Genomic DNA, 18,439 nt, shown 5'->3' on the forward strand with positions numbered 1-18,439 from the left:
AGTGCTGATAATCAACAATAGATACTTTTTAGTATGTAACATACAAATAAGTACATACTTGTCAAAAGTAAACAGAAGATTTAATATTGCAGCTTATTAAATAATCTCAGACGTCAACTGAGGGTGAATTAAATTTTATACATAAAAGCACAATACAATGGAAATATTTGAGAATAAAACAGATAAGATTGAAAGCACACCTGTGATGAAAGCAATTCGGCAACACAAATTCGGTGGCCCTGAAGTGCTGTATTACGAAGATGCACCAATTCCAGAACTGAAACCAGGCGAGGTGTGCATTCGTGTTCATGCGGTCGGTCTTAATCCTCCCGACTGGTATTTGCGCGACGGATATAAAATGTTGCCCCCTGAGTGGCAACCAAAGGTGCCGTTCCCCATAATTCTGGGGACAGACATTTCAGGCGTCATCGAGACGATCGCCGATGATGTTAAGGACTTCTCTGTTGGCGATGAAGTGTATTCTATGGTTCGCTTTCCCAGCTACGGTCCTAGTCAGGCCTATGCAGAGTACATTAATGTGCCAGTATCTGAAATTTCGCTAAAGCCGGCTGGCATCGATCACGTTCATGCTGCCGCAGTACCGATGTCGTTGCTCACCGCTTGGCAATTTATGATAGAAGTAGGTCATAACGTACCAAACCCTCTTCAGCCGAACATGCATAAGCCGGTACCCCTCGAAGGCAAAACGGTACTCATTAATGGTGCAGCAGGTGGCGTTGGACACTTCGCAGTACAACTTGCAAAATGGAAAGGTGCACGAGTGATCGCAGTGGCGTCTGGTAAACAGGAAGCGTTCTTATACGAACTTGGTGCCGATGAATTCATCGACTACAACAAAACTTCTGTCGAAGATGTCGTACATGATATCGATCTCGTCATTGACTCAGTTGGTGGTCCAACAACCGGTCGTTTCTTGCGCACGCTCAAACGTGGTGGCGCTTTGTTTCCAATTTTTCCTTTAGGTTTTTCCAGCTCCGAGGAAGCTGATAAATTAGGTGTCACAGTCTCGGCAACTCAGGTACGTTCGAACGGCGCCCAACTTGCAGAACTCAGTCGCTTGCTCGATGATGGAACAATTCGTGTAGCCATCGACAGTATATTTCCACTTTCCGATACCCGTAAGGCACACGAAAGAGCTGCTCTTGGACACATTCAGGGCAAAATCGTCCTCGCTGTCACCTAAAAATGAAGTTATATCATTTAATTAAAAGATCGTTTGAATTCTAATGGCGACAGGTTAGTTTTTGTTTTGAATAACTTACTAAAAGATTGCGAATACTCAAAGCCCAGCTCATAGGCGATCTCGCTTACTGACAAGTTGGTTGTAGATAGTTTTTCTTTCGCTTTCTCGATAAGCTTATCGTGTATATGCTGCTGTGCATTTTGTCCGGTGAGAGAACGCAGCATATCACTCAAGTAACTAGGCGACATATTAAGCTTTTCCGAAAGATATTGAACTGTGGGTGTTCCTTGATTTAGAGGGCTTTCACCCGAAAAATAGCTATCTAAAATTTCTTCCAGCTTTTGCAATAGGTCATTGTTCACTGCTTTACGCGTAACGAACTGACGTTTATAAAAAAGATTAGCATAATTCAGCAATAGTTCTATTTGAGAAATAACCACATCCTGGCTAAAGTCATCAATCCGGCTTCGCAACTCATTCTCGATCATTTTAAAAATCTCAATGATCGTTGCTTTTTCATCTTCCGAAAGATGCAGTGCTTCATTGGTTGAATAAGAGAAGAAGCCATATTGCTTTATGTTTTTTGATAAGGGATAACCTAAAAAAAAATCCGGATGAATAAGTAAAGTATATTCGGAACATACGCCGGCATCGTTATCATTGTTGCCAATAACCTGGCCCGGAGAAATGAACAATAAACCACCATCATCAAAATCATAATAACTCTGGCCATACTTTAATTGGCCACTAAGTTTTGGTTTGTAAGATATTTTGTAAAAACCAAGTACATGGTGTTGGGGAAGCTTACAAAGTTCAGCCTGCATATCACGCCCGTTAAGCAGGCTAACGAGCGGATGCTTTGGTTTAGGTAAATCAAAAAACTGATGTGCATCAGAAAGAGATGCAATTTTCTGAGGGCTGTTTTCTTCCTTTTTCATATCCTAAAACCTAAATAATAATGATAACCGATACAATGATAAATATCGGTTATCATTATTATTATTTTATCAAATAATTGTCTTATTTCTGTACTCTTCTATCTTGGTTAACCCTGAGCCGAGTTAGAAACATCCTCCCAAGCTTCCCAAATGGCCAGTCGCTCTGCATATTCGGCGCGTACCAATGGTAAACAATGGCTTCCCAAAAAGAATCTTAACGGCGGATTTTCCGCGTCAACAACCTTAAAGATGGCTTCTGGCGTGGCATTCGGATCACCCCTTTCCATAGTTTTTAAGCTCTCTACAAAGCGATCTTTAAGATCGGTATAGATATCAAGGCTTGTCGCAAACTTCAAAGACTCCTGGCTACCAAACTCTGTAGCATATGCACCTGGCTCAACGATGGTTACCTTGATTCCGAAATCTTTAACTTCTGCGGCAAGGCTTTCGTGAATAGCCTCAAATGCCCATTTTGAAGAACAATAATAACCTATCACGGGCATCGTTACATGACCAAGGTTGCTTGAGGTACCCAATATATGACCCCCTCCCTGTTTCCGAAGCAGTGGCAAAGCGGCCTGAATAACAGATACTGCACCAATAACATTTGTTTCATAAAGTAGACGAATTTCATCTGCGCTGGCTTCTTCAATCGTACCAACAAGGGAATACCCGGCATTGTTAAAAACAATATCAAGCCTGCCGAAATGAGCATGAGCCTGCGCTACAGCTTTCTTTACTTGTTCTGGTTTTGTTACGTCGAGTTCCAACGTAAGCACATTTTCACCGTATTTTTCCTTTAGATCAGCAATACTTTCCAGTTTACGTGCTGTAGCAGCAACTTTATCGCCACGTTTAAGGGCGGCTTCAGTCCAAACGTGGCCAAAACCACGAGAAGCACCTGTAATAAACCAAATTTTACTAGATATATCAGGAGTTGATAGGGAAACAGCACCTGAAGTTTCATTTTGATGTGACATAATTTTATATTTAAATTAATAACACAACAAAGATCAACAGCTGCTAATTAAGGTTTGTAGCCTAAATGAGACTTTTTGTAATCTAAATAAGAATACAAATACTCATATTAAGCTTACAAAATTGGTAAAGGGAATTATAAACTGGTACTTATTGCTTATTAAGATTACTTTTCGCAATAAGATCTTTATAGTTTTTCTCGTTTTCGAAATATGCCACTTCCCCATGATCTCCAACTAGAACAATGTATGCATCGGCTTTATCTACTGCTTTTAAGCTATATAAATCTATCGCAGTACGAACTTCTTTCTCTTTGGGTATGCGTTCCTGACACATTTCACAACAACCAAAATATGTTTTTCCTTCAAAAGACACCTCCAATTGCGGAACGCCCATATAGGCGTTATTAACCATACAAACCAGGTTATTTGGAACACGATCTCCTATTTGAGGAGCACTTGTTGCCTGCTGTGCAACTACTTCGTTTTCATTATTGCCTAAATTACAAGCATTAAAAAGTACCGATGCTAATACAACAATACCGATATATTTTATTTTACTTATGATATTCATACTGCAAATTTAAACTTTTATCTCATTCCTTTATGCTTTACATTTAAAGTTTGATCTTATTAATTTGCAGAATCTCTAACAAACATAGCTTATACAATAAAGCTCCTGCGAAGTTTTGGCAATTGCCAAAACTTCGCAGGAGCTAAGAATTTATTCAATTAACCTTACTTGCTAATCCTGACGATAGTTTGGATTCTGCAACAATTGAGGTGCTTTTTGTCGTTCTGTTGTTGTAATCGGCAACCAATAAGTCGCATTGATCAAAACATTGTTTGGCATCGCTTGATTATATTTCCATGTGGTTGTAACTTTTTCAGGCGTCTGTCTTTTATCAGTTACTTCAGTAATATCCACACCGTATTGAGGCAATGTCATGGTTTCATCCATAATTAACCACCTTCTTATATCAAACCATCTCGATTCTTCGCCATAGAGCTCAATCTTTCTTTCATGTCTCAATGCATCTCTTAATTCTGCATCGGTCGCAGTAGTATTAGGAAGAAGTACACGATTTCTGAAAAAATTCACCCATTCTCTGGTTTCTCCATATTCGCCCAACTCCCAACAAGCTTCTGCATAGCCAAGCACTACTTCAGTATAACGTAAATATGGCCAGATATTCGAATTATAACCCGTACTACCTGTAACACCTTGCTGTACCCATTTCATTGTCAAATAACCAACGTAATTACCATTACCAGCTACAATAGGGCCATTTCGTGTATCCAAACCATAAAGAACAGTCTCCGATCCATCAGCATTAATGGTAATACGTGTACGCCTGTCATAAATTCCTAGAGGATCGCGAAGTTTCAAACTCGAAGGTCTTGGTTCAATATTATAGATGGCACTATCATACAAAACATTGGCATAAAACCTTGCTTCGCGATTGTGGTACGGGTTTGGACTTTTAAAGCCTGCATCTGGTTTATTTTTTATGTACCTTCCGGTCCCTGAACCTTCAGAAACCTCCTCAATATAGTAATGATCAAAGAAATTTGAACCATCTTCCATCTCGTATTCATCAACCATTCTTTGTAAAGGAGCATTTCTTCCATAAAGTCCATCATAGCCATTTGGCCCATCTACCTGGTTAGTACGATGTCTGGTACCAAGCGCCTGATCAAACATTTTAGCAAATATAAATTCACCATCAGCAGGAGTAGTACTATTGCCGGTTAAAGCTCTATAATTTTGTGCTACAGTTTCTTTATTACCACTAGCTGCTCCAAAATCAGCTAATGCTAAAGAAGATCCCGGAAGGTTCATTAAATCTTTAGCTGCATTTTTTGCAGCAGTCCATAAGGCTACTCTGTTTGGATTTACATAATGAACCAGCGCATTAGTTTCATTTATACCTATGCCAGACACATCTCCGGCAGTAAGATCGCTTGCAGCGAATAATAACATTCTTGCTTTAAGTGCTAAAGCTGCTTCTTTATTAGCTCTTCCTAACACTTGCTGCGATTTTAACGGCAACAGAGCTGCTGCTGCATCACAATCAGCAACAATAAAATTAATTGTTTCTTCAAAAGTTGCTCTTGTAATTGTTGAAAAATCATCATTTAATTCAGCTGCTTTATCCAATAATGGTAAACCTCCATAACTACGCGCCATATTACCATAATTAAATGCTCTCAAAAACAAAGCTTCTCCTTTCAAAACATCAGTCTTAGCCTTTATATCAGCTTTCTGTCCTTCAGGATAAGTATCAGCAATTCCATCTATTTTACCAAGGAATTTATTAATACGCTGAATTTGCGAAAATTGTGACCACCGATAAGGTTCCATAAAATGATTACTCAACGATGCATCCGGAGACATTGTTCCATTAAGCAGAGCAGTAGTACTAGCCCCTCTGCCAAATATTGCTTCATCAGTGAAATTACTTGCTTTAACGCTTTGAAATCCATGACCAAGGCCATCATAACAATAATTCAGATAAGAACTAGCAAGCTCCGGGTTAGACCATACAGTTTCATCAGAATATTGATCTAAGGGAGTTTTGTCCAGAATATCCTTAGTACATGCAGTAGAACAAAGCAAAAGGACAACTAAAATTAAACCGTTTAAATATTGTTTCATAACTTCCATAATTAATATAAATTAAAAAGATACTCTTGCACCCAATGCTAACACCCTGGTGGTTGGATAAGTAGAAACGGATGATACTTCCGGATCAGTTCCTACAGCATTTTTGTTGTACAAGAAGAAGAGATTTTTACCTGTAACATATACACTTGCACCTTTCACCTTAATCGTTTTTAATACACTTTCTGGTAATGTGTAAGAAAGTTCAACGTTTTTAAGCCGTGCAAAGGCCATATTATAATAATCAGAACTGGCCAGGTAAGCATCTTTTCTCCAATATTCCTCTACCCTTTCAAAAGCTCTATGCATTGTTGCATCGGTATTAGATTCAGTCCATCTGTCATTGGCATAATATTGAAAGTAATTTCCGAAAGTTCCCATGTATATAAAATCATCTTCCGAATTTGCAATCCTCCGCCAGCTGTTCCCCACACCTTGAACCAATGCTTGCAATTGAAAATTCTTATAACCTAGAGAAAGGTTAACTCCAAAGGTTATTTCCGGGCTACCATTAAGATTATAAACAATCCTATCGGCTTCCGTAATTTCACCATCGTCATTATAATCGTATAATATTACATCACCCGCTCTTGCTCCCGGAACGTGAGGTGTAGAATTGACGTGAGCCTCATCTTTATAGATTCCAATAGCTTTATACTGAAGGAAAGCAGAAGTAGAATGCCCTGTCAATCTTTGCCAGTCATAAGAAGCTTCAGGCTCATCATACTCTACAATCTTGTTTCGTGCAAATGAAAACATACCTGTAATAGAGTAATCGAAATTACCTGCCTTATTGTTATATCCAAGCGATGCATCAAAGCCTTTGCTAGTTACAATTCCAAAGTTTTCATCTGGTAAAGACAGTCCTGTAAAATCCGGAACGGAAGCATTTCTGGCGACAAGAATATTTGTGCGTTTTTGATAGAAAGCATCCACGTCAAATTTGATTCTGCTATTAAACATATAAGATTCAAACCCTGCATTGAAAACATTTGCAACTTCCCAGGTTATAAAAGGATTGGGCTCTCCAACCTGATATAAACTTGATTGATAACTTCTTGATGGCCCAAATGTCTGACCAGTACCGGTTGCATACATTGCCAAATATTGAAATGGTATCACCGCATCATTTCCTAGCTGTCCCCATGAAGTTTTTAGTTTAAAATAATTAATTGCTGAAAGATTGTTCGCCCAAAAATCTTCTCTTGATGCAACCCATCCTAGGAGAACACTCGGAAAGTTTCCCCAGCGGCCAACATCTTTTGAGAATCTAAGCGAACCATCCCGACGAAAAGTAAATTCGAACAAATACTTGCTATCATAGTTATAAGCAAGCCTTCCGAAAAAGTTCAATCGGGCATCTATATCTGCAGACGAACTGTTACTCATCTCTTCCGTAGATCCAAAATTCAGATAAGGCAGCTCAGTTGTTTGAAAGCCTCTACGATATGCCGTAATCCCTTTACTAAGAAACTCCATGCTTTCAACAGCAGCAAACGTACTAATAGAGTGCTTATCAAACGATTTGTCATAATTTATCTTAAAACTGCTTGTTATAGTTCTTGAATCACTATAAGTATCTTCTACTCTTGGGTCTGCAATTTCAGCTCTTATCTGCGGTTTAAGAAAAGCCTGTCCATTCTGACTACCATCATTTCCGGCGGCTAAATAAGCTGCTTCATCCAGAAAGTATAAAGTTGCCAGATCTCTTACATACTTTCGTACGCCAAAAAACATATCATAAGAATAGTTACCAACTAAAGATAACCCATCTACCCAGGGAACTTTTACCGTAGCAGTTAACGTATTCTCACTTCTGTAGCGCTTATAATCAGTATAACCCGTTTTACTAGCATCGGTGTCTGTTACCGGCTGTTGAGCTTTCTCAATATCAGGACCAGGTTCACCAGTTGGCCAAATAGCTGTCGATACTGGTAAATTTCTTATAATACTGCTGAAAGAAGTATTATAAGGATCCATTATATCTGATTGAGAACCTCCTAAATTAAGATTCAGAGTGATATAATCATTTAATGTTGTTTCTAAATTAACTCGAAAGTTATATCGATTATAGGATGAAGAACCCGACTTATAGATTCCATCATCCGTTTGTGCACCAAAGGCACCATAATACTTAACATCTTTAGTTCCTCCCGATACCCTAAAGCTATAGTGATCGCTCTTAGAATAATCTTTTATTACGGTACTAAACCAGTCCGTATTAGGATGCGTCCATGGATATTTTCCAGACTTGAATTTATCAACATCCTCAACAGAATAGGCCATATTTTCTTCAGCAATACCTCTGTAAGATTGTACTTCCCGAACCATGGTTGCATAGGTAGCAGCATCTGTCATTTCTGGAAGCAAGGATGCTGAAGACCATCCTGAATAAAAATCAAACTCAAATCTTGGAGGGCTTTCTCTTCCTGATTTTGTAGTTACAAGGATAACACCATTAGCAGCACGAGAACCATAAATCCCTGCTGAAGCATCTTTTAAAACAGAGATACTTTCAATATCACCAGGTTCTATAGAATTGAGATCACGGCCCGGAATACCATCAACAACAACCAGCACTGCGGTATTACCAGAAGAATTTGCAATAGTTGCAGTTCCTCTGATACTTAATGTTGCATTATCTGCTCCGGGGCGGCCGCTCGACTGTGTAACAAATAAACCTGGTACCCGACCGCTCAATGCACTAGAAACATTAGCAGTTGGTGTTGCCGTAATTTCTTTAGATGATAGAGTAGAAACAGAGCCGATTACATTAACTTTTTTCTGTACACCATAACCTACTACCACCTCTACCTCTTCCATCTCAATAGATGAACTTGTTAAAGCAACATTAACTACGGTCTTGTTCTCAACATTAACTTCTTGAGTTTGCATTCCTATAAAAGAAAACTGCAATACAGAATTTCCAGGAAGATTAGAAAGAGAGTAATTTCCTTCAGCATTCGTCATCGTCGAATTTGAAGTACCTTTTACTGCTACGGTAACGCCAGGAAGCGATTCACCAGAAGAATCCGTCACTTTACCAGTTACTGTTCTTTGTAGTTGAGAATTCGTTACAGTTAAGCCGGGCCTTATCTTCTTAAAGTCTTTAATCAGTTCTTTCTCAGAAGAAGTTGAAGGTTTCAACTCCATATTTGATCGGACTTCAAAATGAGAGTAAGCTGAAACTTCAAAAAGGGCAATAAAAAACAATAAGGTTGTTAGTAATTTTTTTTGTTTCATAATATTAAAAAATAATGTTAAATAATTTTATGACCACTACACCAACGACGGTGCCTCACAATCCCATCATAGCTTTCTAAGTATCCCTTAGGCTACGATATTTACTGTTATTTAATTTTGCTCAATTTCTCTTTAATCCTATAATCATTCGTAGTCAGACAACAACCTCTAACTCCTAAAATGAATTCTTCAATCTTCTGCAAACGGTCTCGAAAAATGATTAATAAACTATCTGTTTTTCTCCAACCCTTACTACAAATAAGTAAAGAAATATTAAGCACAAAAATTCTGTAACGTTCTCTTTATAACGGTTTTAACGCGCTGTTTCTAACGCGTTACTAATTCAATGTAGATATATATTTTTATAAAAAACACAGTTCCATTAACATTATTAACGCAATCGTTACCGGTAACGATTGCGTTAATAATGTTAGTTCTATATTTCGTTCTATTGTATCAAAAGACCAATAATTATCTGGTCTTACATTGAAAGGGCTTTACAGTTTATTAACGTAAAACTGTTCATATGGAAGGATATTAAAGAGTTATTAAAGACTCGATAATTATAAACGAAAGTGTATAGCTATAATGGGGTAAAACAGGCAAAACACTTATTCATAAAGAACAGTAGTCAAACAGTGGTTGAACAGTGGTTGAACAGTGGTCAAGCAGTGGTATAATGACTGTTCATCCACTGCTTGGCCTTTGTTTATTCTCTGTTTAACATGCACAAGTATAAAAGAATGCTTATCTCAAAATTTAGATATCCTGATACTTATATCTCGGAAAGGTCTTTACTGTTTAAAATCATTTTATGATTTGCCAAAATATTTGCATTCGCTATTTCATTGTCTCTAATTTGTTTAAAAGTAGCTAGGGCCTGCGCAACAACCTGGTCCATATTATAATATTTATAAGTTGCTAAGCGTCCAACAAAGTAAGTGTTTTCCATTTGCAGCGCGAGCTGTTGATACTTTTTATATAACAAGGCATTTTCTGGCCTGGGGATGGGATAGTAAGGATCACCATCTGTCTTTGAAAACTCATAAACAACGGATGTTTTGTGATGCTTTTGCCCACTTAAATACTTAAACTCAGTTATTCTGGTAAAACCGTAATCGTTGGGATAGTTAACCGTACCGGTTTCCTGAAATTTTTCCTGATCTAATGTTTCAAATTTAAATTCAATAGAACGATAGGGTAATTTCCCAAAGCGGAAATCAAAATATTCATCAATCGGCCCCGTATATATTAGTTTCTTATATGCAATTACCCCTAGAATATCCTTATAATCAGTATTCAGCATGATGTGGATATTGGGATGATCTAACATCTTTTCAAACATTTTTGTATAACCGTATAGAGGCATCGCTTGAAAAGTATCGGTAAAATATCGGTCATCTTTATTGGTGCGGGTAGGAATACGGGCTATGACCGATGCGCTAAGTTCTGAAGGATCAAGGTTCCATTGCTTTTTAGTATAGCCTTTAAAGAACTTCTCGTATAATTCTCGTCCAACGCTGTTTATAACAACATCTTCTGAAGTCAGGATTTCTTTCTTCTTTTCTGAGCGCTCTTTAAAAAACTCTGTTAGTTCATCGCTGCTAAGGTTCAACCCATACATTGTATTTATCGTGTTCAGGTTAATCGGTATGGGTAGTAGTTGTCCGTCAACACTCGCTAGTACACGATGCTGATAGTTTCTCCACTTCGTGAATTTAGACAGATAATCAAATACATCTTTGCTATTTGTATGAAAGATATGCGGTCCGTATTTATGAACCAGAATGCCTGCTTCATCGTAATAATCATAAGCATTTCCAGCAATGTGATTTCTTTTATCGATTATAAGTACTTTTTTATTTTCTACTCTTGCTAACCGCTCAGCCAATACGCTTCCTGCGAATCCGGCCCCAACTATCATATAGTCATACATATGCGCTATTATCCATTAATGATGTTGAATTCTTGTTTTGTAAGACTTTCTTTATTTGAGTTAACATATTCACATATGTATTATCCCAGGAAAGATCTTTCATAAACTCGTCTACTTTTCTCAACCACTCTCCTTTATCCGGGTTATTCAATTCACTTTCAATAATTTTTATGAAACCATGTGAGTTGCCGCTAATATGAACCAGGTTATTAGTGCCATAAGGATTGATAACATCGTAAATTGGGGTTGAAACAACGGGTACTCCTGCTGCCAGATATTCAAGCGTTTTGGTTGGACTGATGTATCGGGTTGATTCATTCAGTTCAAAAGGTATTAAGGCAACATCCCACCCGGATAGGTAAGCAGGTAATTCATTATATAATTTCTGCCCTAAATAATGAATATTGCTATTCTGCGGCAGGATGTCTTCAGAGATTTTAACCACCGGACCAATTAAAATTATTTGCCAATCTGGACGCTCGTTAGCAATATTTCTAATTAATTCGATATCAAATCGCTCATCTATTACTCCAAAGAAACCGATCCTTGGACCTGCTATATCTATCTGGTCATCTGGTTGAATCTTTTGTGATCTGGCCTTCGTAAAATGCTCTTTGTCAATACTGCTTGGAAAAGGAAAAATTGTTGGATGCAATTGTTTTTTAGCTGCATACAGCGAGTGTCCTCCGGTAAATACTATATCAGCTTTTTCCATTAGTATTTTTTCTAGGCTTACTAATTCGACTGGAGCAAACTTAAAAGCAGAAAGTTCATCCATGCAATCATAAATAATCAATTTAGGTTTGAATTTATTAGTAAACGCATAGGCCATAGGAGTATAATACCAAAAGGCCCAATCATCCATTTTTACATCCAGCAGAAATTTATCAAGCAACGTTGTCAATGTTGCATTAACAGCTTGTGGATCTATTTCTTCTTTCAAATGCGGCACAATAACATTTACCCTCTTGCCTCTTTTTGAGATTGAAAGATAATTCTCATTCAAAGCATCGAAAACTGGTTCTTCAAAGAAATAAACAATCGCATTACTAGCAAAACGGCTTAATAAATGTTGGGGACGTTGAAAGACAAAGTCCCAGCGTAAATGAGAGAAACAAAGAATGTGTTTAAGTGGTATTTCAGTTAAGCTTTCCATATTTTATTTTGATTTAGGTATGTACAAACAGAGTAAACTGCTTGCAAGATCAACCAGCTGACAGGAGGGAATGTTTCGAGGTATATACGCCATTTAAAGAAGATAAATATCCATTTTGCTAAGGAAAAGTACTTGACGAATCTGCGCACCTTTATATTCTTCCACGAACAAAGAGACTAGCATTTGTATAAATACTTACCGATAAAAATATATACGTGTTTTACTTAATTGATAAACCATTAAGCGTTTAAGAGAGTTATCTATCTTGATTTAGAGTCTTATCATGATCATACCTTTTAGTACTTTCTTTGCCTCTTCTTCTCTCAGGTCTCTTAACCTTTTTGAGGATAGATTTTGGAGTTTGGATGAGACATTGTACCATCGGTAATAAAGATTAAATGCACCGAAAATTTATTTTTTCTTAATAGGGCAATTGTTCCACCGCAAGCTAAAGATTCGTCATCAGGATGAGGCACCAAAATCAACGAATTTCCGATAACTGAACTACTTGAATCTGATATTATAGGTCCTTTGATAAAAGAAGAGTCGAGAGCAGCCTTTAAAGTTTCCATATGAGGTTTTTAACCTAAACAATTTCACAGCAAAACAGTTCTAGATAAAAAGACAGATCCGGTTATGAGTTATAAAGAAAGTCCTTTTCAATCCTTTTGGATGGGAGGTTTTGAATGCAGTGATAAGATTAACTGCTTTGGTGATCGCGTAGACTTATTAAAGGAAACAGACCATATCAATCAGTTAAAATCTGACTACGAAATGCTTCTACAGATGAATATCGATACTGTCAGAGAAGGAATTCGTTGGAGCGTTGTAGAAACTAAGCCATTTCATTACGATTTTGATACGGTAAAGTTCATGATGGATACAGGAGATCAGCTTGGTATACAACAAGTATGGGATCTTTGCCATTTCGGTTACCCTGATGACCTATCACCTCTGCATCCACAATTTACTCAGCGATTTGTAGGACTGTGTACTGCTTTTGCTAATTTTTTCATTGAGAACTATGGGAAGAAAGAACTCATCATCACTCCCATCAATGAAGTAAGTTTTATATCCTGGTTAGGAGGAGAAGCCGCCGGAACGGTTCCTTTTTGTACAGCAGAAGGATGGAACGTGAAATATAAACTTATGCATGCTTACATTGAAGGTGTTAAGTGTTTGAAAAAAATTAACCCTAATTTTAAGATACTTAGTACTGAACCTTTGGTAAGCATAATTCCAAATTTAGATTCGACAGAAGAGCAAATTAAATTGGCACAAGCTGCTCATGAGAATCAATTCCAGGTACTTGACATGTTAACCGGAAAGATTTGTCCGGAATTAGGCGGCACACCCGAATGTGTTGATATAATAGGCCTAAATTTCTATTATAATAACCAATGGGTTCATAATAGCATTGAAGGAATTTTTTTACCATGGGCTAATGAACATTCTGATCCAAGGTGGCGCCCTTTACATTCATTAATTGAAGAGGTTTATCAACGTTATCATTTCCCGATAATACTAGCTGAAACCAGCCATAGCGGAGAACATCGTCCTAACTGGATACATTTCATTTCTGATGAATGTAATATCGTATTAAGTAAAGGTATTCCTTTCTGGGGTATATGTATATATCCTATTATTGACCGGCCAGATTGGGACCATTTAGATAAATGGCACCATTCTGGGGTTTGGGATCATATTTCTGAAAATGGAATAAGAAGACAGCTTAATGAAGAATACGCCAATAAAATAATTGATTGCCAGCTTATATCTTCAAATTATATATCGAAAACTAGGTTATAATTTCGTCTAAGCTCTGATCGTCTTTAATCATCCAGATCAACTAATTTCATTTTTGGAACCAGGGCTTTCATTATTACCCATGCAATTAGATAGGAAACAGCACAAATTGCAAACATAATTGAATAACCAGTATGGAGATCGCCGATGCTATCATAATAATCGAAAAGCGCACCAGCCAGTTTACTCATTACTACACCGCCTATACCACCAGCCATGCCACCTATTCCTACAACGGACCCCACTGTAATATTAGGAAACATATCTGATACGGTAGTAAAGATATTTGCAGACCACGCCTGATGTGCAGAAGCTCCAATTCCTATTAAAATTACCGGTATCCAATAGCTAATATCGCCCAAAGGCTGGGCTAATAAAACTAATAAAGGAATAAAGGCTATAATAAGCATTGCTTTCATCCGACCATCGTATGCATTATATCCTTTTTTAATGTAATACATTGGAAACCAACCACCCCCAATACTACCGAACATGGTCAAACCATATAATACCCCAAGCGGGATCATAATATCGGTTCCTGTCATACCATACTCTGCCTTCAGATATGATGGTAACCAGAACAGGAAAAACCACCATACACCATCGGTCATGAATTTACCAATAGTAAAAGCCCATGTTTGCCTGTAAGTCAATAGCTTTGTCCAGCGAACTCTTTTAGCTACAACCTCTTCCTTATCAACAGGTATTTCAACAATTTCATTATCACTTTGAATGTAGGCTAATTCTTCAGCAAAAAGTCTTTTTTGCTTTTCGGGTTTTTCATAAAACCAGAACCAAAGAATTAACCAAAGAAAACCAACAGCACCTATACCAATAAATGTACTCTGCCATCCCCAATGTAATGCCATCCAGGGCACAGTTAACGGAGCTATAATGGCTCCTACAGTTGAACCTGAATTAAATATACCTGTAGCAAAAGAGCGATCTTTCTTCGGGAAATACTCTGCGGTAGCTTTAATAGCAGCAGGAAAATTACCAGACTCGCCAACACCTAAAAAAGAACGTGCTAAAATAAATCCAATAACAGAAACTGATAAACCTGTTATCCCAACAAGGCCCAAAATGGAAACAACTCCTTCGCCTAATGGAATTGCATAAGCATGTAGAATGGCCGCGATAGACCAAACTATAATTGCTACTGCAAAGCCCAACTTTGTTCCAAGGCGATCAATGATGCGCCCTGCAAAAAGCATTGAAAAAGCATATACGAATTGAAACGCCGATGTAATATTTGCATAATCAGTATTGGTCCAGTTAAACTTCTCTTCCAACATAGGATGAAGCAAACTCAGAACCTGCCTATCCAAATAATTAATCGTAGTGGCTGCAAAAAGCAGTGCACAAATTGTCCATCTATAATTGCCTAAGGGCTTAGTAGCGTTCATCGTATGTTCCATCCGAAATATTTATTTGCATTATTAAAGGAAATGTCTTCTATAATTTTACCTACCCATTCCATATTGTTAGGTATCTCACCATTTTCGATTTCAGTACCAAAGAGATCGCATAATAAGCGTCTGAAATATTCATGACGAGGGAAGGATAAGAAACTTCTTGAATCTGTCAGCATTCCTACAAAATGACTAAGCAGCCCCATATTCGACAAGGCATTTATCTGCCTGGTCATGCCATCTTTTTGATCGAGGAACCACCATGCCGAACCATATTGAATTTTCCCGGCTACAGACCCGTCATTGAAGTTACCAATCATGGTAGCAAACAAATCATTATCACTCGGATTAAGATTATACAGTATTGTTTTAGCTAATTTATTATCTCTGTCAAGTCTATCAAGGAACTTAGACAGTGCTCTTCCTTGTGAGAAATCTCCTATTGAATCCCAACCAGTATCAGGGCCTAAATGGCTCATCATCCGGCTATTATTATTTCTTAAAGCTCCTAAATGATATTGCTGTACCCATCCTTTTTCAGCATCCCATTCAGCAAACTCTACTAACATGGCTGATTTGAATTTACGATGTTCTGTTATTGAAACTTCCTTACCCGCAATAGCTTTGTCGAAGATTCTGCTGATTTCCTCTTTGGTATAGTCATCAGAATAAACTTCTTCTAATCCATGATCAGATACGGTACAGCCCATTTTGGCAAAGAAATTATGCCTGTTCTTTAATGCAGTTAAAAAACCTGAATAAGTTGAGATGGAAATATCAGCTGCCGATTCAAGCTTTGCTACATAAGCACTAAATTTACTTAGATTATCTAAGTTCATCGCATTATCTGGTCGGAAAGCTGGTAAAACAGGAATTTCATATCCCTCATCTTTAAGCTGTTGATGAAAATTAAGTGAGTCTGTCGGATCATCCGTAGTACAAACCATTTTTACATTCATTTTCTTTAGGAGACCTCTTACTCGAAAATCTTCGGTCTGTAGCTTTTCCTGACATTGATCATAAATTCTATCGGCACTTTTCCCATCCAATACTTCATGGATATCAAAATACCGCTGTAATTCCAGGTGAGTCCAATGATACAGAGGGTTTCTCAATGTATAAGGAACTGTTTCAGCCCATTTACGAAACTTCTCTCTATCCGGCTTATCACCTGTGATATAGCTTTCGTCAACACCATTGGAACGAAGTGCACGCCATTTATAATGATCGCCATTAAGCCATACCTGACTAATATTTTCAAACTGAGTATTTTCTGCAATTTGCTGCTGTGGCAAATGACAATGATAATCAATGATGGGCATTTTAGCTGCATAATCATGATACAGCGTCTGTGCAGTTTTAGTATTCAATAAAAAGTCCTTATCTAAAAATTGTTTCATCTTTATTAGTTTTATCTGTTTTGCTTCTGAATACAGTATTATAGCGATATACCGCGTTTCCAAGGAATAAAATCATCTTGATTAAGCTGTACTGCCTTAGGAATAACTTCTCCGGATGCCGCTTTAATACAATACTCAAGGATCTCCTCTCCCATTTCTTCAATGGTTCTATCTCCTGAAATAATTGGACCGCAATCAATATCGATGATGTCTCCCATCCTACTCGTGAGCTTACTATTTGATGATACCTTTATAACCGGACAAACGGGATTACCAGTAGGTGTACCAAGGCCGGTAGTAAATAAGATAAGTGTCGCCCCGCTCGCTGCCTTTCCTGTAGTTGCTTCTACATCATTTCCAGGCGTACAAACAAGGTTCAGACCTGGCTTAACAGCAAGCTCTGTATAATCCAACACATCAACAATAGGGGCCGTTCCACCTTTCTTAACCGCTCCATTACTTTTAATAGCATCGGTAATCAATCCATCCCGAATATTACCGGGTGAAGGGTTCATATGAAATCCTGAACCCACACTTTCAGCAGAATCGCTATAAGCGGTCATCAATGAAATGAACTTTCTGGCAGCAGCTTCATCGACCGTACGATCAATTATATTTTGCTCAGTTCCACACAGTTCCGGAAACTCGGCTAATAATACCTTTCCTCCCAATGCAACCAATAGATCTGAACAATAACCAACAGCAGGATTAGCAGATATCCCGCTAAAACCATCACTTCCTCCGCATTTTACACCAATCGTTAATTTACTTAAAGGAGCCGCTTTCCTGGTTATTTTGTTCACTTCAGTTAAGCTCACAAAAGTTTTCTGAATGGCAGTCATAATTAATTGCTCCTCACTCAATGATCGCTGTTGTTCAAAGACGTGCATGGGTTTATCAAAGTTTGGATTGCGTAACTTCAGATCAGTCAAGAAGTCTTTAACCTGTAAATTCTGGCATCCTAAACTCATAACAGTTACTCCGGCAACATTAGGATGATCTGCATAGGCTGCAAGTAGTTTACTAAGAACTTCAGAGTCTTGTCTTATACCTCCACAACCACCTTGATGGTTCAAAAACTTAATTCCGTCGACATTTTTAAACAGACGATCTACAGGCACAACAGATTCTTTAATATTTAAATCAGCACTTTGAATCTCTTTTCCTGTTTCATACAACTCACGAAGAAGATGAACTCCAGCCTTGTATTTATCTGTTACAGCATAACCTAATTCATTATGCAATGCTTCGCGAATTACATCCAGGTTCCTGTTTTCACAAAATACCATGGGTATAAACAGCCAATAATTTGCTGTACCTACATTACCATCGCTTCTATGATAACCATTAAAAGTTCTGTCTTTGAATTTATGAACATCAGGTGCTGTCCAATGATAATTGTAAGGGCGATATTGATACTTTGCGGCTGCATGTTTCACATTATCGGTGCTCATCCTTGAACCCATCTTCACATCAAATTGCGGTCTTCCTACTAAAGTACCATACATAATAATGGAATCACCTTCCTTTAAATCCTCTGTAAAGAACTTATGCTTTGCAGGAATTGCCTCTTTCAACAGATAAGATATCCCCTTATATTCAACAGTCTCTCCTGCTTGTAAATCTTGCAGGGCAACTAACACGTTATCATTAGGGTGCACCTTTAATACTCGATACAACATCTTCTAATTATCTAAAAAAC

Annotated in this window: 13 protein-coding genes; 2 read left to right on the top strand and 11 right to left on the bottom strand. The window is 37.8% G+C overall.

The window, feature by feature from the left end:
- Positions 1-157: 157 nt before the first annotated feature.
- Positions 158-1,204, top strand: a complete 1,047-nt coding sequence (locus C8N28_RS02980) for an NADP-dependent oxidoreductase (RefSeq protein ID WP_221410179.1) — start codon at positions 158-160, stop codon at positions 1,202-1,204.
- 17 nt (positions 1,205-1,221) lie between these two features.
- Here the strand turns inward: C8N28_RS02980 and C8N28_RS02985 are convergent, their stop codons facing one another.
- From C8N28_RS02985 to C8N28_RS03020, 8 genes are all read right to left on the bottom strand, one after another.
- Positions 1,222-2,142: a helix-turn-helix domain-containing protein gene (locus C8N28_RS02985; RefSeq protein WP_132221387.1), complete on the bottom strand. Its 921-nt coding sequence runs from the start codon at positions 2,140-2,142 to the stop codon at positions 1,222-1,224.
- Between the two features lie 107 nt (positions 2,143-2,249).
- Positions 2,250-3,122 (bottom strand): SDR family NAD(P)-dependent oxidoreductase, encoded by an 873-nt coding sequence (locus C8N28_RS02990; RefSeq protein ID WP_132221389.1) that lies wholly within the window; start codon positions 3,120-3,122, stop codon positions 2,250-2,252.
- Between the two features lie 148 nt (positions 3,123-3,270).
- Positions 3,271-3,693, bottom strand: coding sequence for a hypothetical protein (locus tag C8N28_RS02995; protein WP_246012726.1), 423 nt, complete (start codon positions 3,691-3,693; stop codon positions 3,271-3,273).
- A gap of 171 nt (positions 3,694-3,864) precedes the next feature.
- The gene (locus C8N28_RS03000) at positions 3,865-5,778 is read right to left on the bottom strand and encodes a RagB/SusD family nutrient uptake outer membrane protein (RefSeq protein ID WP_165870291.1); all 1,914 of its coding nucleotides are present in this window, start codon (positions 5,776-5,778) and stop codon (positions 3,865-3,867) included.
- A 21-nt stretch (positions 5,779-5,799) separates the two neighbouring features.
- Complete coding sequence (locus tag C8N28_RS03005; RefSeq protein ID WP_221410180.1) at positions 5,800-9,027, bottom strand: SusC/RagA family TonB-linked outer membrane protein; 3,228 nt, start codon at positions 9,025-9,027, stop codon at positions 5,800-5,802.
- 775 nt (positions 9,028-9,802) lie between these two features.
- Positions 9,803-10,963: a UDP-galactopyranose mutase gene (gene glf, locus C8N28_RS03010; protein WP_132221393.1), complete on the bottom strand. Its 1,161-nt coding sequence runs from the start codon at positions 10,961-10,963 to the stop codon at positions 9,803-9,805.
- Entirely contained in the window at positions 10,956-12,119 is a 1,164-nt protein-coding gene (locus C8N28_RS03015) for a glycosyltransferase (RefSeq protein ID WP_132221395.1), read from the bottom strand. Before C8N28_RS03015 ends, glf begins: the two co-directional genes overlap by 8 nt.
- 332 nt (positions 12,120-12,451) lie before the next feature.
- The gene (locus C8N28_RS03020) at positions 12,452-12,691 is read right to left on the bottom strand and encodes a PIG-L family deacetylase (protein ID WP_221410181.1); all 240 of its coding nucleotides are present in this window, start codon (positions 12,689-12,691) and stop codon (positions 12,452-12,454) included.
- 64 nt (positions 12,692-12,755) lie between these two features.
- Between C8N28_RS03020 and C8N28_RS03025 the strand changes: the two genes are divergently transcribed.
- Positions 12,756-13,928 (top strand): family 1 glycosylhydrolase, encoded by a 1,173-nt coding sequence (locus tag C8N28_RS03025; RefSeq protein ID WP_132221397.1) that lies wholly within the window; start codon positions 12,756-12,758, stop codon positions 13,926-13,928.
- A 23-nt stretch (positions 13,929-13,951) separates the two neighbouring features.
- On the opposite strand, the gene C8N28_RS03030 is transcribed toward C8N28_RS03025, so the two are convergent.
- Genes C8N28_RS03030 through C8N28_RS03040 form a run of 3 tightly spaced genes read right to left on the bottom strand, consistent with a single transcriptional unit; the run spans position 13,952 to position 18,419 of the window.
- A complete protein-coding gene (locus C8N28_RS03030; protein WP_394345255.1) occupies positions 13,952-15,343 on the bottom strand; it encodes an MFS transporter in 1,392 nt (463 codons plus the stop codon).
- Positions 15,328-16,737, bottom strand: a complete 1,410-nt coding sequence (gene uxaC / locus C8N28_RS03035) for a glucuronate isomerase (protein WP_132221399.1) — start codon at positions 16,735-16,737, stop codon at positions 15,328-15,330. Before uxaC ends, C8N28_RS03030 begins: the two co-directional genes overlap by 16 nt.
- A 38-nt stretch (positions 16,738-16,775) precedes the next feature.
- Complete coding sequence (locus tag C8N28_RS03040) at positions 16,776-18,419, bottom strand: UxaA family hydrolase (protein ID WP_132221401.1); 1,644 nt, start codon at positions 18,417-18,419, stop codon at positions 16,776-16,778.
- Positions 18,420-18,439: the final 20 nt, after the last annotated feature.

The sequence above is a fragment of the Albibacterium bauzanense genome (genome assembly GCF_004339765.1).
Taxonomy (GTDB): Bacteria; Bacteroidota; Bacteroidia; order Sphingobacteriales; family Sphingobacteriaceae; genus Albibacterium; species Albibacterium bauzanense.